This window comes from Vibrio sp. Scap24, assembly GCF_013394185.1.
Classification (GTDB): domain Bacteria; phylum Pseudomonadota; class Gammaproteobacteria; order Enterobacterales; family Vibrionaceae; genus Vibrio; species Vibrio pomeroyi.
Window position 1 is genome coordinate 1160872 of sequence record NZ_CP041333.1, and the last position, 18160, is coordinate 1179031.

At 43.5% G+C, this 18160-nt stretch carries 14 protein-coding genes; 9 read left to right on the forward strand and 5 right to left on the reverse strand.

Annotated features, from left to right (window positions below; translation table 11 throughout):
- The first annotated feature begins 497 nt into the window (after positions 1-497).
- The 5 genes from FLM53_RS20625 (at position 498) to FLM53_RS20645 (ending at position 5317) form a co-directional block, all read left to right on the forward strand.
- Positions 498-1457 carry a DUF2860 family protein gene (locus tag FLM53_RS20625; RefSeq protein ID WP_176679614.1) on the forward strand — a complete coding sequence of 320 codons (960 nt, stop codon included), beginning with the start codon at positions 498-500 and terminating at the stop codon, positions 1455-1457.
- Positions 1458-1683: 226 nt separating this feature from the next.
- A complete protein-coding gene (locus tag FLM53_RS20630; protein WP_176679613.1) occupies positions 1684-2415 on the forward strand; it encodes a winged helix-turn-helix domain-containing protein in 732 nt (243 codons plus the stop codon).
- Positions 2406-2900, forward strand: coding sequence for a hypothetical protein (locus FLM53_RS20635; protein WP_176679612.1), 495 nt, complete (start codon positions 2406-2408; stop codon positions 2898-2900). Before FLM53_RS20630 ends, FLM53_RS20635 begins: the two co-directional genes overlap by 10 nt.
- A 180-nt stretch (positions 2901-3080) precedes the next feature.
- Positions 3081-4016 carry a ribosome biogenesis GTPase YlqF gene (gene ylqF / locus FLM53_RS20640; RefSeq protein ID WP_176679611.1) on the forward strand — a complete coding sequence of 312 codons (936 nt, stop codon included), beginning with the start codon at positions 3081-3083 and terminating at the stop codon, positions 4014-4016.
- 275 nt (positions 4017-4291) lie between these two features.
- Positions 4292-5317 carry a GGDEF domain-containing protein gene (locus FLM53_RS20645; protein WP_176679610.1) on the forward strand — a complete coding sequence of 342 codons (1026 nt, stop codon included), beginning with the start codon at positions 4292-4294 and terminating at the stop codon, positions 5315-5317.
- A 191-nt stretch (positions 5318-5508) separates the two neighbouring features.
- On the opposite strand, the gene FLM53_RS20650 is transcribed toward FLM53_RS20645, so the two are convergent.
- Positions 5509-6054 carry an N-acetyltransferase gene (locus FLM53_RS20650; protein ID WP_017633065.1) on the reverse strand — a complete coding sequence of 182 codons (546 nt, stop codon included), beginning with the start codon at positions 6052-6054 and terminating at the stop codon, positions 5509-5511.
- 166 nt (positions 6055-6220) lie between these two features.
- On the opposite strand from FLM53_RS20650, the gene FLM53_RS20655 reads away from it, so the two are divergent.
- The 3 genes from FLM53_RS20655 to FLM53_RS20665 all read left to right on the forward strand — a co-directional run bounded on the left by FLM53_RS20655 (position 6221) and on the right by FLM53_RS20665 (position 9549).
- Positions 6221-7363 carry a fatty acid desaturase gene (locus tag FLM53_RS20655; RefSeq protein WP_176679609.1) on the forward strand — a complete coding sequence of 381 codons (1143 nt, stop codon included), beginning with the start codon at positions 6221-6223 and terminating at the stop codon, positions 7361-7363.
- 261 nt (positions 7364-7624) lie between these two features.
- Entirely contained in the window at positions 7625-9046 is a 1422-nt protein-coding gene (locus FLM53_RS20660) for an endonuclease/exonuclease/phosphatase family protein (RefSeq protein ID WP_176679608.1), read from the forward strand.
- Between the two features lie 212 nt (positions 9047-9258).
- Positions 9259-9549, forward strand: coding sequence for a putative quinol monooxygenase (locus FLM53_RS20665; RefSeq protein ID WP_176679607.1), 291 nt, complete (start codon positions 9259-9261; stop codon positions 9547-9549).
- 231 nt (positions 9550-9780) lie between these two features.
- On the opposite strand, the gene manA is transcribed toward FLM53_RS20665, so the two are convergent.
- The 4 genes from manA to mngA all read right to left on the reverse strand — a co-directional run bounded on the left by manA (position 9781) and on the right by mngA (position 16994).
- On the reverse strand, positions 9781-10968 hold the full coding sequence (manA, locus tag FLM53_RS20670; protein WP_176679606.1) for a mannose-6-phosphate isomerase, class I: 1188 nt from the start codon (positions 10966-10968) through the stop codon (positions 9781-9783).
- A gap of 2 nt (positions 10969-10970) precedes the next feature.
- On the reverse strand, positions 10971-12137 hold the full coding sequence (locus tag FLM53_RS20675) for a glycerate kinase (RefSeq protein WP_176679605.1): 1167 nt from the start codon (positions 12135-12137) through the stop codon (positions 10971-10973).
- Between the two features lie 45 nt (positions 12138-12182).
- A complete protein-coding gene (mngB, locus tag FLM53_RS20680) occupies positions 12183-14822 on the reverse strand; it encodes a mannosylglycerate hydrolase (protein ID WP_176679604.1) in 2640 nt (879 codons plus the stop codon).
- 237 nt (positions 14823-15059) lie between these two features.
- Positions 15060-16994 carry a PTS 2-O-a-mannosyl-D-glycerate transporter subunit IIABC gene (gene mngA, locus FLM53_RS20685; RefSeq protein WP_132788158.1) on the reverse strand — a complete coding sequence of 645 codons (1935 nt, stop codon included), beginning with the start codon at positions 16992-16994 and terminating at the stop codon, positions 15060-15062.
- 317 nt (positions 16995-17311) lie between these two features.
- On the opposite strand from mngA, the gene FLM53_RS20690 reads away from it, so the two are divergent.
- Positions 17312-18028, forward strand: coding sequence for a GntR family transcriptional regulator (locus tag FLM53_RS20690; RefSeq protein ID WP_176679603.1), 717 nt, complete (start codon positions 17312-17314; stop codon positions 18026-18028).
- The last annotated feature ends 132 nt before the right edge of the window (positions 18029-18160 follow it).

The following is an 18160-nucleotide window of genomic DNA, read 5'->3' on the forward strand; positions in this document are numbered from 1 at the left end:
AAGTATATTAAACTTATATCACAAGCTAACAATATACGTATATGTAAAGTGGTAAAATATTAGGTTCACTCTGCAATAACCTCACTGTACCTAAATAGTATCTTCGCTAGTCAAGGCACGACGCTCAGCAATTACTGGATCTTCTCCACCTTTACCTTTTATCTTTCTCAAGCATCTAAAAATAGCTAAATCATCTCAAATTATGCACCAGCTCTACCGATAAAAAAAGTGACAAAAAATAATAATCTCATAAATTCAAGAACTTAAAATTAATTTGTAAGGTCACTTTTTGTTGTTAGCTTTACCTTCGTCACCTATGAATAATGCATATCCAACACATGAATTCACACCAATACCCTTGAGTTTCGTCACGCGCATGAATATCAACGTGAGATTTCGAGAACACCGGGTGACGTGTATAAAGCATTGATTTCAAGGACTGCATGCTCTCGAGCACCAACAAGGACGATTAAAGTAAGCCTACTATTGAGATTGTTATGAACGCGATAAAATTGTCTTTAATTTCCCTGATTTCTGTAGCGACAGTAAACAACGCGTATGCTGTAGAGTGGGACCAATTCAGTGGCGAGATTCTTTTTGCTACCCTCTATACTCATTCAGATTCCAACCTCTACACAGAGGGCAACCCAAATCTAGGCGAAGATTCCAACCGCGGTGATAACGGCGATAAAACCCTGTTGTTTCCCCTTGGTATCGTTAACTTTGATTTTGGCGAAGATCGAGCTCACCGCTTATACATGGGTACCTCTCGTGATGACTTATCCGTCGGCACATTAGCATTTGAGTTCGGTTACCAAAAACAGTTGGATTCCGGTACCACCTTTGATCTGGCCTACCTACCAACCGTTATCCCAGGTGAAGTTTGGACAAACCCTTACGACATGGACGAAGCTAGGCAAAAGACCGATGTTGATGGAGGTGCCATACGAGTAAAATTGAGTAACCTTGCACAAACCAACATTTCTTTGGATATGGCCTATGCCTTCGCGGATGTCGAAGAAGATCATGTTCCTGACGAGCTTCTAGAACGTGATAGCAAAGCTTATTTCATCAAAGCCCAATATCTCTCGATGTTAAGCCCTCAATCTGGCATCAACTACGTAGTAAGCTACACCTTTCATGATGCCGAAGGTAAAGCCAACCAACATAATAGATACGCTGTTGAAGCCTCTTACTTTTTTGTTTCTTCTACTTATGCTTTAGCAGTGACAGGCAATTATGCGCACAGCGATTACCGTGCAGACAATCCAGTATTCGAACGCAGCCGAGCAGATAACAGCTACAAGTTGTTTATCGCCTACGAATACAAAGATCTCGGCAGTTGGGAAAACTGGAGCGTCGCGACCTTTACTGGCACAAGAAAGAATGAATCTAATATCGATTTCTTCACGCACCGTGAATGGCTACTGTCAGCGTCACTGAACTACGCTTTCTAACCTAGTTTAGCTACTTCAAGCCTAAGCAACATCACACTCACTTTAAACAAGCCGTTAGTTTCCAGAACTAGCGGCTTTTTATTACTTGCTTGTTGTTTGAGCAAAAATAGTGGGGTAATACTTCAAAACAAGAGCTATAGCGATACATTTCGGTTTAGTGGCGATGGGTGGCGATAACGTAACTAAAATGCGATAATAAATTCAGTTTCTATTCAGTTATTTACCTATGGCCAAACTCACTTTAGAACCGCCTGTTTACCTGATCGGTGAATACTTATATTCATCAACATCAGGGGTATTGTCTAAGGACGATAACCTTACTCGTTTAAGAGCAAAAGAATCGGCTTTGCTGAATGCATTGATCAAGCGAGTCCCTGACGTTCTATCTCGTGAGAACATCGTTCAAGAGCTGTATGAAAACACCTATGCGACGGATGCGACGATCAACCAACTGGTCAAACGTTTAAGAAAGGCCATGGGAGACGACCAGCGCTCGCTAATTAGAACAATCCCAAAGCAAGGCTACTTGTTAGCCATAGAACCTAAATTAGTCGAGAAACACCCTCATTCTTCACCAGAAATACCTGCAAAATATTTAGCTGTAGAGCATGGGGACTTCGACCCTGTTGATGTCAAAGTTGAAGAACTGAACCGTGTAAACACCCATTCTATTCAACCGAAAGATGAAAGCCGCCTACAACGTTTTGGCGCTGCGACCGTGATAGGCTGTTTATTAGCAGTAGTCATAGGTTATGGACTGGGTTCTTGGTTCGCTCCATCTGCACGTTATCTAGAACAAGTTTCAGTGGTCGAAGCAGAAGCTCAACACATAGACACGTTATCCCAAACACCAACAGTAGTTATCGGCAATAATCAACAAGTTGTGGCGATCTATTTAAAAGACGATGAAGAATCCGTTCATTGTGCTTATCAAGAGCAAGTTACGTTATGCAATTAGAATCGAAGCACTATAAAGTGCTCTCCATGTGGACGATATGTGTTGTGCTTGGCTATCTGCTATTCCAGCTAAACTACACACCAACTAAACCATTTACTGGGTTTTGGAGCGGTCACACGACTGTTGACTATGGCGAGCGCTCACTAAACATCAGCACTCAACTCATCATTGATGGCCCCGAATCTGAGAGTGCGCGGTTAATTACCACGTTCAAACCAAAATCTAGCACTGCTGCGCCTTTTCAAACCAGCGTCACCAGTAACATACAAGTTCAAGGACGGGTCGACTCAAAGATCACCTTCTCTTTAACCGAATTAAATTACATCAACAAAGAAGCACTCGAAGCCTACTTGAACCGCCAGTTACCACAAACAGGTAGCCTAGTCTCAGGCAAATCATGGGCCGTCGATGATGATGAGATCTTCATGTATTTGACCCTCGCGTTCGGCGAGAAAATGGGAGTTATTCTTAAGCGTCGAGAGTAGGTGATTAGCTTTGTTACTAATCCTTCCCTAATCACACCTCCCAGCTCATCTAACATCGGCTAAAATCATAGTGATGCGACGATAAACCTAAATCTTTATCGTCCCTTTATAGATATGGCTTTACACGCCCTATCCAACCTTTACAATGTGCAGCAAATATATTTATCAAGGTTTATCTCTATGTCTATTCAATGGTTTCCGGGTCACATGCATAAAGCCCGCAAAGAAATCGAAGAAGTTATCCCACAGGTTGATGTGATCATCGAAGTACTGGACGCTCGTATTCCGTTCAGTAGTGAAAACCCAATGATCTCTTCACTGCGCGGCGATAAGCCTTGTGTAAAAGTGTTGAACAAACGCGATCTTGCCGATCCTGAACTGACTCAGCGTTGGATTGAGCACTTTGAGAAAGAGCAAGGCGTTAAAGCGATTGCAATTACTACCAGCGTTAAAGAAGAAGTTAACCACGTCATGGAGTTGGTTCGCAAACTTGCACCGCACCGTGAACAGATGGGTAAAAACATTCGCACGATGATCATGGGTATCCCTAACGTAGGTAAATCAACCATCATCAACTGCTTAGCTGGGCGTACAATCGCGGTAACTGGTAACCAACCCGCGGTAACTCGTCGCCAACAACGTATCAATCTGCAAAACGGCGTGATCCTTTCAGATACTCCTGGAATCCTTTGGCCTAAAGTAGAAAACCCACACAGTGGATTCCGCCTAGCAGCAACGGGCGCTGTGAAAGATACGGCGATGGAATATGATGAAGTGGCATTCTACACCGTTGAGTACCTAGCAAAACAATACCCTCACCTATTGCAAGAACGTTACCAAATCGAAGAGTTGCCAGAGTCAGACATCGAATTGATGGAAGCGATTGGCCGTAAGCGTGGTGCACTGCGTGCAGGTGGTCATATTGACCTTCACAAGTGTTCTGAGATTCTACTTCACGAACTTCGTAACGGTACTCTAGGTAAAGTCACTCTAGAGCTGCCTGAAATGATCACTAAAGAATTGGTTGAAGTGGAAGAAGCGGCAGCACTGAAAGCTGAGCAGCAAGCGAAGAAGAAAGAAGAGCGTCGTAAGCGTTACTTGAAGAACAAGCGTTAATCGCGATTAACTTTCTAAGCGTTTTTTATTAACCACTCTCGTACCAGCCTCTAAGATATTCACGCTCTCTATACTTTAGAGCGTGGATATTGCCCCCACTGTTTGTTGATCTAGCTAACATACTGACAAATCTATAGAAACTGCCGTTTACAATCACAAACACTGTGACATACTACGCAAATTATTGTGTATCAATCACGGCTAGCTTTTCAATGCGCTCCTATTCTGGGTTCAAAAATCAGAGATTTAAAACCTATTTCGATAATGAAATCTATTTGCCGTACATAAATTTCATCTACATCCCGATCTCAATATTCTGTGCTTTTATTGTCACCGACTATATCCATTTTGGTACAGAGTGCCTTGGCCCCATCATTTCACGATTCATACTCTTTATATTGATGATGGTTGTCGCCAGATATTGCATAAAAAACAAACCCAACGTTTTAGAACTCGTCGAGAGCATATTCCTTGTTATTAGCTCACTGTTTTTGATCTATATTGGTCGACTCGCTGTTGAGCTGAACAATTTCGATTACCAAGGTGGCATCATTCTCGTCATGATCTACATCGGTACCTTTTCAAGGTTGTCTGCAAAGTACAGCATCACAACGCTTTCCTTTATCTTTTCTTCCTATCTTATTGGCCTTGCCCCTTTACTCTATGAAGCAGAGCCTAAACATGAGATAGAGACTATTTCAGTCTACCTTTCTGCCTATATCCTAATCTCGGCTGCTTGTATTAGACGTGACTTAGAAGTGCATAAGCGTTTCGCGCAATCAGAACAACTACGCAAACAAGCTATACAGCTTCGTAAGCAATCCAATATGTTCGAAGCCCTTTCCTATCAAGATGCACTTACGGGTTGCTACAACCGCCTGTACCTTCATCAAGTGATAGAACCGAGTATCAATCGTCAGCTATCGATCACATCAATCATGATCGATATCGACCATTTCAAATCGATTAACGACACCTACGGTCATCAAATGGGTGATATGGTAATCAAAGAATTGGCGGCAGAGATTCAAAAGAGATTGCCAAGCAGTAGCAACTGTTTTCGATATGGCGGTGAAGAGTTTCTCGTGATGGTACAAGGCGAGACGGAAGCATCAATAAAATCATTGGTCGACTCCCTTTTAGAGTCTCCATCTCGTCTTAGGTTAGAAGTAACCATTTCGATAGGAGTAAAGCATGCGCCAATGGCGATTGGCTCTGTCGAGCAGCTCATCGATGATGCCGACCAAGCGCTCTACATTTCTAAGAAAAACGGCAGGAACCAAGTTACTTGGTGTGATTAGCCGTTTTTATCAAGCTCTACTATTCCCTCTCATAATGATTACAGCTATTAAAAAGCCCCGAGCAATTAAATGCTCGGGGCTTTGATTTTTTGTTTCAGCTTTACCGTGTCTTCAGGAGAAACCTACGTTAAAGCAACAAACTTATATTCAGCCAACTCTTAGTCAACCGACTCTTAGTCAATAAGAAGCTATTAAGAATACGCTGCGCTGGCTGTCTTCTGTTCAAGTTCGACCGGAGAGCCCCAAGAGATGACTTTTTCGTTCACTTGGCTACCACACGGTGCGTTCCAAACCTGTTCCAACTCTTCTTTACCACCAATCGCTTCATAGAACGCAATGGCTTGATGGTTTTCAGACATCACCTCTAGGTAGAGCCCTGAATCGGAGTAATATTGTTGCAACCACTTCGACAGTTCAGACAATAAGCGCTTACCTACGCCGCGACCACGATAATTATTGTCTACATGTAACGCATCGATGAACGTACCACGCTCAAAGTTGTGATTACCAAACGCGCAGACAAAACCAACCAGTAAACCACCTTCTTCAAGCAATAAAACATGTTGGTTGAAAGGAGGGTTTATCAAACGAGTCTGCCAAATAACAGATCTGTCCTCCAAAACATCATGTTCTAGGTAATCATCAGCAAGAATGCCACGGTAATATAGCTTCCAGCTATCCGCGTGTAATTGGGCAATCCGCTCATAATCTTTATATTCAGCTACCTTAATTTCCATTTATTAGCCCTTAGTACTTCCATTTATGACTTGCTACTACATTTCACACTACCTTTATACAATATTTAAGCAAAACATACTAATACACGTTTACACTTTCAATATTGACTTACACGTGTACGCTGATATTCTAGCGCACAGATGTAAGCCCAATGGAAATTTGCTAATGAATAGTGCTGACAAACCATCAACAAAAAAGCCGCCGTTAATCTGGCTTAATATTTTTGTATTCTCTTTTAGTATGCTGCTTGCTGTTGTTGCAGCTCCCGTTTATGGCTACTTTTTCGGCTATGGAATGGAGCACTGGATATGGCTAGCGATCTGTTTTACGTTTTGTAATCTGTCGATCACGACGGGTTATCACCGTTTATGGTCACACAAAGCATTTGAAGCGCATTCAAGCCTAAGATTTCTATTTGCTTTAGGTGGTGCCTTTGCCCTGCAAAACAGCGCTCTACACTGGTCGTCTGATCACCGTGTTCATCACAAGCATGTCGATAACAATGACAAAGACCCGTACTCTGCAAAACGTGGTTTTTGGTACTCGCACATTGGTTGGATGATTCGTAACTACAGCACTTCAATGTATGAAAACTATGAAAACTGTCGTGACCTGAAGAAAGACAAGATCGTAATGTGGCAGCACAAGCACTATGTTCTTCTGGCGTTGATCATGAACTTCGGTGTTCCTATCGCATTAGGCGTGATTTACGGTGACGTGATTGGCATGTTGTTGATCGTAGGTGCGGTTCGTTTGGTCCTTAACCACCACACAACATTCTTCATTAACTCTCTTGCTCACATCTGGGGTAGCCAACCTTTTACTGACAAAAACACAGCGCGTGATAACGGTGTGCTAGCAGTACTCACTTTCGGCGAAGGCTACCACAACTTCCACCACATCTTTGAGAACGATTACCGTAATGGCATTTACTGGTGGCAATACGATCCAACGAAATGGTTGATTAAGAGTGCTTCATTGATGGGCTTAGCAAGCAAGCTAAAGAAAACGCCTCAAGCCCGCATTGAAAAGGCCGAAGCGACTATGCTACTTAAGCGCACGCAACAAAAGATCATGCATCGTGCCGACAAGCAACAAATCGCAGACAAGCTTCAAGAAGAGTTCGATGCACTGGTATCAAACATGAACGAATACTACGCAGTCAAAAAGCAGCTACTTGAAAGCAAGCGTGAAGACGTGGTGAAAAAATACGAACACTCTGTACTTAAAGTTCGTTATCAGCAAATCAAGCTAAATTTTGAACAACAAAAACGAAATTGGGCTCAAACTGTAGAACAGTACGCTTAACTTTTTAGTAACATATTCTGTTTTTTATCAAGCGCCTAGGCTATATCAGCCTCGGCGCTTTTTTGTTTTTATGACCTTATCTATGATTAGGGTTGAATAAAAACTCTAATCAAATCTGAAGCAACATCTAATATCACACTTACAATGTAAGAAAACGTTTTCTTACATTTATTGCTGTGATCAAAGTCACTTACAGAATTTCGTTTTGTAACATAAAATGCGCGCCCTCCTGTTCCACGGACTACAAAAGCGAATCATTTTATGAAAATGTTAAAAACATCACTAGCGCTAGCAATTTCTACTACCCTTTTATTCGGCTGCGGTGACGAAACAACAAATAATTACTACCCAGAAGTGCCAACTGTCCCTTCTTCTACAGAAGCTAAAATTGCCGTATTTAACCTTTCTTTTGACCGTTATACCTACGAAGATCTTGTAGCCGAAATGAAACTTACCAAGCCAGATCAAGACGCATTGGTTGAAGGTTGGGCAAATGACAGTCTGTCAGATGAAGATAAAGCTACGGCTCTTAAAGTAATCCAGATTCGTAATGTAGCTGCAATCATCCAGACTGAGCGCCCAGAAGTGATCATGATGGCGGAGTTTAACAACGACGGTACCGCTGAAAATAACGATGCTCTTATCGGTTTCCGCTTGAACTACCTATCTGTTTCTCAAAACTCAAACAGCATTGATCAAGACGGTAATGACTTAGAGCCAATCGTGTTCCAATATTTTGCCAACTTCGCGACCAATACTGGTCTGCTTAATGAATTTGGCTTCGATCTGGATAACGATGGTGTTGCTGGAGCTCTACCTGGTGACGCGTGGGGCTTTGGTAACTACCACGGACAATATGCGTTCGCGCTAATGTCTATGTACGAAATTGATCACGACAACATCCGTACTTTTCAAAAATTCAAATGGAGCGATATGCCTTCGGCTACTATGCCAACTATCACCAACTGTAACGATTCTTGGAACCCTATCCCAGACGGCATGGAGTGTGGTGACGACTGGTATACCGCTGAAGAGTGGGCAGAAGTGCGCCTTTCTTCTAAAAACCATGTTGACGCGCCAATTCTGATCCCACAAGAAGATGGCACTACTGAGACAATTCACTTGCTTATGTCTCACCCAACACCACCGATTTTCGATACAGGTAAGAACAAAGTTCAAAATGCAGATGAAGTGAACTTCTGGGTTGATTACATCGAAGGTCAAAACTACATGTACGATGACAAAGACGTTAAAGGCGGCTTAGCCGATGATGCCAAGTTCGTAGTAATGGGTGACTTAAACGCTGATCCTCTTAAAGGTGATGGTGACTTAACTGCAATTAATGCTCTTATGGATCACGACAAAGTTAACCGTTTAGCGACGTTCGGTCCACTAGCGCCAGCTAGCCTTGGTGGCCCAGAATGTTTAGCACTGGGTGAATGTAAGGAAGCAAACTGGGATACTCCATATCCAGGTCAAGTAACAAGCACAAGCGGTCTGCGCCTTGATCACGTTGTACCATCAGAGAACTTAACTATTTCAGATTCTGGCGTGTACTGGCCTGCTACATTTGAAGATGGTCGTCTGTTAATGAATGACGAACGTGTAGGTAACTACGGTAACGGTAAAGATATTTCTTCTGATCACCGTATGGTTTGGATTAAAGCTGAAATCCAAAACTAATACCTTTCAGTAATTTATCTATCTAATGCCCGACCTTCGTGTCGGCCATTCATGTTTCTTTCTAGCCGCTCTCTTCGTCTTCTCCCTGTAAGGTTTGCCTCTACTATTATGGATGCTGGATTCCATAGTTATTGGATTCCAGAGCTCTTTCTTCAATCTAAAATATAACTATATTACTTGAACTTAACGAGTTTATAGCTAAGGAATTGAGAATGAGTAAACTGACTATTATTGCAACGATCGTCTCTAAAGAAGGCAAAACTGAGCTAGTTAAATCAGAGATGATTAAACTGATCGATAAAACCCGTGTTGAAGACGGCTGTATTAACTACGATCTGCACCAAGATAACAGTAACCCTGCTCACTTTGTTTTTCATGAGAACTGGGAGTCTGAAGCTCATCTAGAGAAACACTTAGCGAGCCAACACATCGCTGACTACGTGGCTGCGACTGAAGGTTGTATTGAAACCTTTATGCTTAACAAAATGACGCATATTGCTTAGCCAGTCACTCCATACTGATTCAATAAAAACCCTGCTCTGATTGCAGGGTTTGTCTTTTCTACAAGCTTATTATCTGCTCTTTCTAATAATGAAAAAACCCGCCAGAGTAGCGGGTATGGTCAATAATCATGACTGTCAAAGACAGATAGGTAACAACCACCAATCCAATATTGAGTGCCACTTTACAGTGGCACTCTGACATTTCTTTTGCTGATCGCTAGCACGGGGGCACTAGTTAAAAGCACGAGCCAAAATGCCATCCCCTTGATATTGGTAAACACTTGAATTACTACTTACAAAGACCGACTCTCCGGGCTTAAGAGAAACTGACCGTCCTTCTGAAGTGACGGTCGCCTCTCCTTCCACACAGAACAAGATCTCCGCGCTACGTAGATACTGTGACTTACTCTCATCAGTCGCAGACAAGATATCAAAGCCAAAGTCATCCACTGGAATTGGATAGCTCATCTTGCCCTCTTTCAATACAGGTTTAAGGCGAATATCTTCTGGCTTAATCGGCTCAAAGATTGTGTTGTCGATAAGCTCAGGGACATCGATATATTTGGGAGTGAGACCGGCACGCAGCACATTGTCTGAGTTTGCCATAATCTCTAAACCCGTACCTTGAACATAAGCATGTGGGGTTTCTGCGAAAAGGAACATCGCTTCACCAGGCGCCAGTTCAACCGTGTTAAACATTAATGGCGCAAATAAGCCAATATCACCTGGATAATGCTGCTTGAACTCAATGCTATATTGAAGAGCTTCACGCCCCATGACCGTTTTGGCTGGTCGCGCATGTGCAGCATAAAGCTCATTAAGCGCAGACTCTTTGCGGTCACCTTCAAGAGACATAATGGCGCTAAAGAAAGACTTCAAAGAATCACTGTCGGCATTGGCTTTTAGGACATTAAGCTCAATCGCTAGCGAAGGAATATCCGCTTCTTCGAACAGGGCAATGATATCGTCGATTGGACGAAAGCCATTCATCGCTTTGTAAAAGGTCAACGCATAAACCAACTCAGGTTTATGATTTGGATCTTTGTAGTTACGATTAGACGCATTCAAAGGGATACCTAGTGCATTCTCTCGCTCAAAACCTAACTCTGATTTTCGCTTGTTCGGGTGAACCTGAATCGACAACGGTGTTTCAGCGGCCAACACCTTAAACAGGAAAGGTAATTCACCGAAACGTGCCGCCGTGTACCCGCCTAAGACATCGATTTTGTTTTCATCGATCATGTGAGAAAGCGACTCACCGGTATCACCTACTTTTGAGCAACCATTAGGATGAGCACCCATCCAAATTTCTGCTTGCGGTTCTTGGTTTGGGTTCACAATACCAAACAGTTGGTTGATGGAGTCTTTGCTTCCCCATGCGTAGTTTTGAATAACGTTGTCGAGTTTAAATAGAGACATAATTACTTCTCATTAAAAATCTGGCTGCCAAGCTTGAGTGTGGCGGCGATATTACGGGCAGTACGAGTCAGGTTTTGATTCGCTTCTGATAAAACTTGCTCTAGAGACTGAGGTGATCGTACGGTTCCAAACAGGCTAGACATTGAGCCGTAAAGCTTTTCAACGTCTTTACCCAAAGAGCCAGCAATACCAATGGTTGGAATGTTCTGCTTAAGAGCACGCTGAGCGATACCAAATGGAGTCTTGCCTTGCAGGGTTTGGTTATCCATCTGCCCTTCACCCGTCACGACCAATGAAGCGCCTTCAAGTACCTTATCCGCATCCAACGCATCCAGTACCATCTCAATACCCGCTTTAATTTGGATATTGAACGCTAGGCTTAGCCCTAACGGCGTACCACCAGCAGCACCAAAGCCCGTGCTGTCGCGATGATTAATACCTGTCTGCGCCTGAGCGATATCGGCAAAGTGCCCAATAGCAGCATCAAGTTGTTGAACTTGAATTTGTGATGCGCCTTTTTGCGGACCAAACACGGCACTTGCTCCGCTTTCGCCACATAATGGGTTATTCACATCGCACGCGACCAAGAACGTCACTTCCTTGCATCTAGGGTGCAGTCCATCAAGATCGATGCTTGCTAGCTGACTTAACTCTGCGCCGCCACCAGATAACTCGTTGCCTTGCTTGTCTAATAACTTGCCTCCCAACGCTTGAAAAATGCCTGCACCTGCATCATTGGTTGCGCTGCCGCCCAAACCAATAATGATTTGTTCAACACCTTGATCTAATGCATCTTTAATCAGTAACCCTGTACCGTAAGATGATGCTGTAAGAGGTGCTCTTTCTTCTACGGTTAATCGGTCTAAACCCGATGCTTGAGCAAATTCCACCAAGGCAGTTTTTACGTTAGCGCCCTCAACTGTCTGTTCTAACGAAGCCCAATAAGCCGTACATTCTCGACCTAGTGCGTCTGTTGTTTGTAGCAGCTGTTTCTTACCGTTAAGCGCGGTTAGCAGCACGTCTACGGTACCTTCACCCCCATCAGCGAGAGGCAGTTTTACAAACTCTGCGTAAGGGAAAACATCGGCAAATCCACGCTCAATGCAAGACGCAACTTGATGAGCATCGAGTGATTCTTTAAATGAATCAGGGGCAATTACAATTTTCATTGTCGTTCACCATTCCCGCCCACCAAGGTGAGCGGGTTATCGAAATTAGAATTTGATTTGGAATGTTTTTGCTTGGCAAGGTGCTATCTGGCCGAACTCTTCAGATGCTACATCACCTTCGCGTACGCGCTCGTCCATGCTTGTCTCTTTCCAGCTTGAAACCGCTTGAGTGAAAGAGATTGAATCCGATACTGAACCCGTTTCTGCTGGGTTGTAGACACGCATGATCAGTGCATCTTCGTCTTCAGCTTTCTTAAGTACACTTAATACCGCACCTGCTTGTTGCTTTGATAGCAAGCTGAAACTCATTGGTAGGTTTTGTTCGCCCACATTCAGCTTCATCGCGTTGTAAGGGATCTTGTTGTAGCATTCGATCTGAGTGACATTGTCACGTGCTTGCGCCATGATGTTCGCATTAATGTGGTTGCCAGAGAAGCCACACAGTGTGAACTCACACACTAACTTGCCGCGCACTTGTGAATCTGGTGTTGGGATCTTGATACCAGAAGGACGACCTGGACGAAGCAATAGCTCTTCTTTACCCAACACGCCGATACCACGGAATAGTGTCAGTGCGAAAGTATCTCTGTTTTCGTCGCCTTGAGATGCAATCACCTCAAATTCACGCAGACCATTCGACATGATCGCCATTCCTGCTTTGCCGTTTTCTAGCGCTGCAAAGTTCATTAACTGATACACAGGAACTGGCGCTTCTTTCCATTTCTCTTCTTCCCAAACCGCCATTGCAGGGTCGTTGGTCGGGCGAGTGATACAACCGAACTGGTTATCTGCAACGACAGTTTCAGAAACGAATGGCGTTGGTACTAGCACACGTACACGGTGGTCGTCGGCTTGGTTGTCTAGCTCCATGCGAACTTCGATACGGCGAGAGCCTTGTTTTAGTACCACTTGGCATTGCGTTTCTACAAAACCGTTTTGACCCGTACGTTCTTCACGCTCTGCCAGGTTTGCAGGCACGTTCATACGGAAAGCGATGTTCGCTACCGATTGGAAGCCTTGGTGGTCAATCGATGTTTCTACCGGGAATTCATCTGAGTACAACAGCCACTCTTGACGAGATGGTGAGTAATCGTACTCATCGCCGTCATCAGAACCGTCTTCTAAACGAAGTACTTGGTCGAATACTTGCTCTGTTTCTTTATCGAAAATAGTCAGAGTACCGTTGTCGTTTACATTGATTCGGTAGTATTCGTTCTCTAGCAAGTAGTCTTTCTGCTCAGCGACTTTTACAGCACCCTTCTCATTACCTTGGATGTGTAATGTAGTGAAGCCCATTGCTGGTACAGTGCGTTTGATTTGAATATCAAACTCCATGAACGGGTCGTAGTTTCCGTAGTGAACAATTTGACGGTCTACTTTACCTGGGTCGATTTGGCGCTTGTCTTGGATGAAGTACTCAACTGGGTTTTCGTTTTCATCAAAGATAGAAAATTCTTGAGCACGGATAGTGATGGTTGTGTTCACCACTTCTTCACGCTCATACGGAGAAAGGTTAAACATCGCCAGTTTGTCGCAACCTTCGCGATCCGGCATATGGTCAACGATTTTACGTTTGTAAAAGTGGATTAGGTTTGTCGCCATGTCGTCCGCAAGGATGTAACGGTTTAAGATTTCAGCGTGTACCTTATCTGAACAACAGCAACCAATAGAGTCATGAGCGTGGTTCTTCATGCTCTCTTTCCACATTTTCTCAATCAAACCGTGGTGGTATTCAAAGCCTAATGTCCAAGCGATAGACGCTAGAGGCTCTAAGATGTTTACAATCTTGTTTTCGATTTCCGCGTGGATCAGTTTGATGTCCATACGTGTTGACGAAATCGTGCGGTGAACACGCATGTATTTACCGTCGTTGAATTCGCCTTTGATTGTGTCGAGTTGGTCGCGTGCTGCTTCTACTTTCTCAAACACTTCTTCGTAACGGCTCATTGAGAATTCACGATCTGGGTAGATTTCGCGAAGCTTGTCCATTACTTCAAAGATGTCTTTTTGAATTGGCATTTGGTCGTGTCCATTCGGCAACAAGATGTCTTTGGTTACCGATGGTTTCTCTAGCACTGGGAAGTACTTATCTAGACGAGCACGCAGGCCTTCTTCATCTTGTGGAAGATATTTACCAATCGCGTAACCTAGTGGAAGCACTTGTGCCGTTACTTCACTACCGTCGTTTGACTGCCATAAGAATTCTGTTTTGTTGGTGCCGTGACGCTCTGAACAACCACGCCAGAACATTGCACGCGTGATATCGAAGCCGTTGTAGATCATCGGCAACTGAGAGCTCATGCTGAATGAATCTGGTAGGTAACCGATCTTCATTGCATCGCCAAATTTCATACAGTCGCGAATGCCATACATCATGTTACGTACAATCGACTCACCAGAAACTTGCATTGTGTCGGTTTGAGAATACCAAGGGCCAATAATTAGCTTGCCCGCTTCAACCAATGCTTTTACGCGTTCTGTGTTCTCTGGTTTGATCGCGAAGTAATCTTCTAGAACGGCTGTTTGACCATCTAGAACGTAATATTTGTATTCTGGATCGCTCTCCAGACGGTTCATGATTTCTTCCATGTTGTTCACTAGAAGAATACGAGACTCTTCTGTTGTGAAATACCATTCACGATCCCAGTGCATGTGTGGAGTAATATGTACGCGTGATGTAGTCATAATCATTTACCTAAATGTGTCGCTTCGAGTAAATCTTAAATTCGTACTCAAATACGGCTAAATTAAAGTTTTTCAAGGGGTTAAAATTGGCTGCCACTAAATTTAGGGTGCAGAAAACTACGTCCAGAATCTGTGTGAATAAAACCGTTAGGAACACAGGTATTTAGGACAGCCAAGTTGTTCGTTATTTTTATATGGTGTTTTTAATGACGAGCTATAAGTGAGCTCAAAATTCAGTTAGTTCTGTGTTGCAGTACTTGCTTCAAACTTACCCTTTTTTACAGCGTGACCACGCCACATAAGAAGAGTAATGGTTGAAATCACTGTGCCGACAATGGCAGCACCGAACCAGATTGCAGCAGCAGAGAATGCGCCCAAACCAGAATCGTGCAACAAGAAGATAGAGAAGATACCTGCGCCCGGAGTTGATAGACCAATACCTGCCGCACCAACCATTGCACCTGTTACTACAGAGCCTAGTAAGAATGAGCCGATTACACGGATTGGGTCTTCAATCGCCATTGGGATTGCACCTTCGGTAATACCCGCAAGGCCAAGTAGCCATGTAGATTTACCGGTTTCAATCTCAAAGTCTTTGAATAGACGTGGAGCAATCATGGTTGAAGCCGTTACAGTGAACGCCGATACCATTTTTACCGAACCAAAGATTGCGTAAGGACCATAAACACCGTTCGCCATTGCACCTAAACAGAATGCGTAAGCAGCTTTGTTTACAGGACCACCTAAATCGAATGATACAAACAGACCTAGAATCGCACCCAATAACAATGCGTTAGTGCCTGACATACCGTTCAACCAGTCCGTTAGACCTTGGTTTAAGAACGCAACAGGTTTACCGATAACAAACAGCATCAAGCTACCTGCCACCAAAGTACCAATTACTGGGTAAAGGTAGAAAGTAAGGAAACCGTTAAACGCAGGACCCAAGCGAACATGCTCTTTTACCCAACGCATTACGTAACCAGCAATCAAACCACCAACAACACCGCCTAGGAAACCTGAACCAATGATGTTCGCGGCAATACCCGCAGCAAAACCAGGACCAAGTGCCGGTTTGTCGGCTAATGAGTAAGCTGTGTAAGCTGCCAGTACTGGCACCATTAATGTACCTAATAGGCCGCCACCTAGTTTACGATACATCCACAACCAAGAATCTTTTGTTGCGTAAAGCTCTTGCAAGTCAAAAATTTGCGCGATAAGAACAGCAACCGCAAGAACAGTACCACCAGCAACGATAAGAGGAACTGCGTAAGAAATACCAGAAAGCAGCGCTTGTTTAAGCTCAGTTTTCAATGGCAATTTCTTAGGTTTGTCGTCAGTAGCTACTGTGCGTTCTGCACCGTTACCTTTTTTCGACTCTTCAATCGCTTCATTTAGAATGCGTTCACCGTGTTTAATCGGTTCTGCAACTGGCGTTTCAACACGAGGGATTCCGTTAAAACGATCCACTTCTTTAATCGCGACTTCAGCAGCAAAAACACACGCCACAGCATTATTAAGTTGTTCAGCTGTTAAGCGATCTTCAATACCGTTTGCGCCCTGCTTTTCAACATGAACCTTGTAGCCAAGCTTTTTGCCCGCTTTTTCTAGGTACTCAGCCGCCATATAGGTGTGAGCAATGCCTGCTGGGCAAGCAGTAACACATACAATTGTCGGCGCATTTGTATCTAAGTTGTCTTGTTTTTCTTCTTGCTGATTATCGCCATCAAGAAGTGCGAAGATTTCATCAGCGGTTGTCGCTTTTAATACAGCTTCACGAACATCGTCATCAACCAATGTGGTTGTCAGTTCAGTCAGCAGGTGCATGTGGGTAGAGCCCGCTTCTGCATTTGGAATAGCAATTAAGAAGATAAGATTCACATCTTCGTCTTCATCTAGGCCTTTCCATTTCATGTCTTCTTTTAGTGTTGCTACAGCGAAGCCAGCTTCTTTAACCGCGTCAGTCTTGCCGTGCGGTACTGCTAGGCCTTCGCCAAGCGCTGTCGGGCCTTGCTCTTCACGAGCAAATACTGCATCAAGATACTCTTGCTTGTTATGCAGTTTGCCTTGCTGATCCAGTTGGTCAGCAAGTGCGTAAATCGCTTCTTCTCGACTGCTAAACGTAGTTTGCAGATTTACGAGCGACTTATTCGTTAGAGTAGTAAGTTTCATAACCTTTGTCCCATAGTCACGGATTAGTACGACAGTCGTCCCTGTCGACGATGAGAATAATACAACTTAAAGACATTTAATCCGTGATCACGATCTCACCAATACATATTTGTATTTAATTTGTATTTAAATCGTATTGGTAAATACTTTGAGAAAGCTTGTTATGTATCGTTTAATTTGTATTATATGTACTACAAAACACCGATACGATGCTCACACTAACCTTGAGAGCAAGGCTTATATAGAGCAAATTTACGTATTTAAGGTACAGGTTGTTAAACAAAGTCTAGTTGTTCTAGCGCACAAATGAGGCAAAAATGGCAAGACTCCCGATGTATCGCCAAATCGCAGATGCAATACGAGAAAAGATCAGTTCTGGCGAATATAAGGTTGGAGAAGCACTTCCAACAGAAGCGCAGTTACGCGAAGTATTTTCTGTCAGCCGTGTAACGGTTAGACAAGCGCTCAAGCTACTGATCGAAAATGATGAACTTGAAAGCGTGCAAGGCAGCGGCACTTACGTTAAAGAGAACAAAATCAATTACGACATCTATAAACAATCTAGCTTTCAAGAAAAGTGGGCGCATTTAGATGTCGTTACCCACAGTGAGGTTCTCGCTTTTGAAATGAAGCCCTGCTCTCTAGCTATGTCTGAACACTTAGATATTAAAGAAGGCGAATTGGTTTTCTACGTAAAGCGTGTCCGTTTCATCGACAACAACCCAATCACGGTTGAAGAAACCTGGTTGCCTGTTGCTCTGTTCCCAGACCTTACGTATCAAGTGATGCAAACATCAAAATACAACTTTATTGAAAACACCAAAGGCATGGTGATTGATCGAAGTGAGCAGGAACTGGTGCCGATCCTTCCACCAGAAGATGTAGCTCATCAGTTAGGAATCGACCCTGCTCAACCGATTATTGAAAAACGTACTCGTGGTTATCTCGCCAATAACACCGTATTTGAATACAGCCGCAACTACTTCACATCTAACGATTACCGATTCACTTTGGTCGCCAGACGCCAAAGGTAAGACTTAATCTAGCACTGCATATAACCAACACAGAGGACGCCTGTTCTCTGTGTAAATGCGCACTTCCTGCTCATAACACCAGTTTCATCCTCCCCAAATATTCCTAAACCGATATCAAACAACCTCACGAAA

Bases quoted from the DNA above. Each gene is read 5' to 3' on its own strand.
- FLM53_RS20655 (WP_176679609.1), top strand. From the start codon at position 6,221: ATGAATAGTGCTGACAAACCATCAACAAAAAAGCCGCCGTTAATCTGG.
- FLM53_RS20635 (WP_176679612.1), top strand. From the start codon at position 2,406: ATGCAATTAGAATCGAAGCACTATAAAGTGCTCTCCATGTGGACGATA.
- ylqF (WP_176679611.1), top strand. From the start codon at position 3,081: ATGTCTATTCAATGGTTTCCGGGTCACATGCATAAAGCCCGCAAAGAA.
- mngB (WP_176679604.1), bottom strand. From the start codon at position 14,822: ATGACTACATCACGCGTACATATTACTCCACACATGCACTGGGATCGT.
- FLM53_RS20630 (WP_176679613.1), top strand. From the start codon at position 1,684: ATGGCCAAACTCACTTTAGAACCGCCTGTTTACCTGATCGGTGAATAC.
- FLM53_RS20625 (WP_176679614.1), top strand. From the start codon at position 498: ATGAACGCGATAAAATTGTCTTTAATTTCCCTGATTTCTGTAGCGACA.
- FLM53_RS20675 (WP_176679605.1), bottom strand. From the start codon at position 12,137: ATGAAAATTGTAATTGCCCCTGATTCATTTAAAGAATCACTCGATGCT.
- mngA (WP_132788158.1), bottom strand. From the start codon at position 16,994: ATGAAACTTACTACTCTAACGAATAAGTCGCTCGTAAATCTGCAAACT.
- FLM53_RS20660 (WP_176679608.1), top strand. From the start codon at position 7,625: ATGAAAATGTTAAAAACATCACTAGCGCTAGCAATTTCTACTACCCTT.
- FLM53_RS20690 (WP_176679603.1), top strand. From the start codon at position 17,312: ATGGCAAGACTCCCGATGTATCGCCAAATCGCAGATGCAATACGAGAA.
- FLM53_RS20665 (WP_176679607.1), top strand. From the start codon at position 9,259: ATGAGTAAACTGACTATTATTGCAACGATCGTCTCTAAAGAAGGCAAA.
- manA (WP_176679606.1), bottom strand. From the start codon at position 10,968: ATGTCTCTATTTAAACTCGACAACGTTATTCAAAACTACGCATGGGGA.
- FLM53_RS20650 (WP_017633065.1), bottom strand. From the start codon at position 6,054: ATGGAAATTAAGGTAGCTGAATATAAAGATTATGAGCGGATTGCCCAA.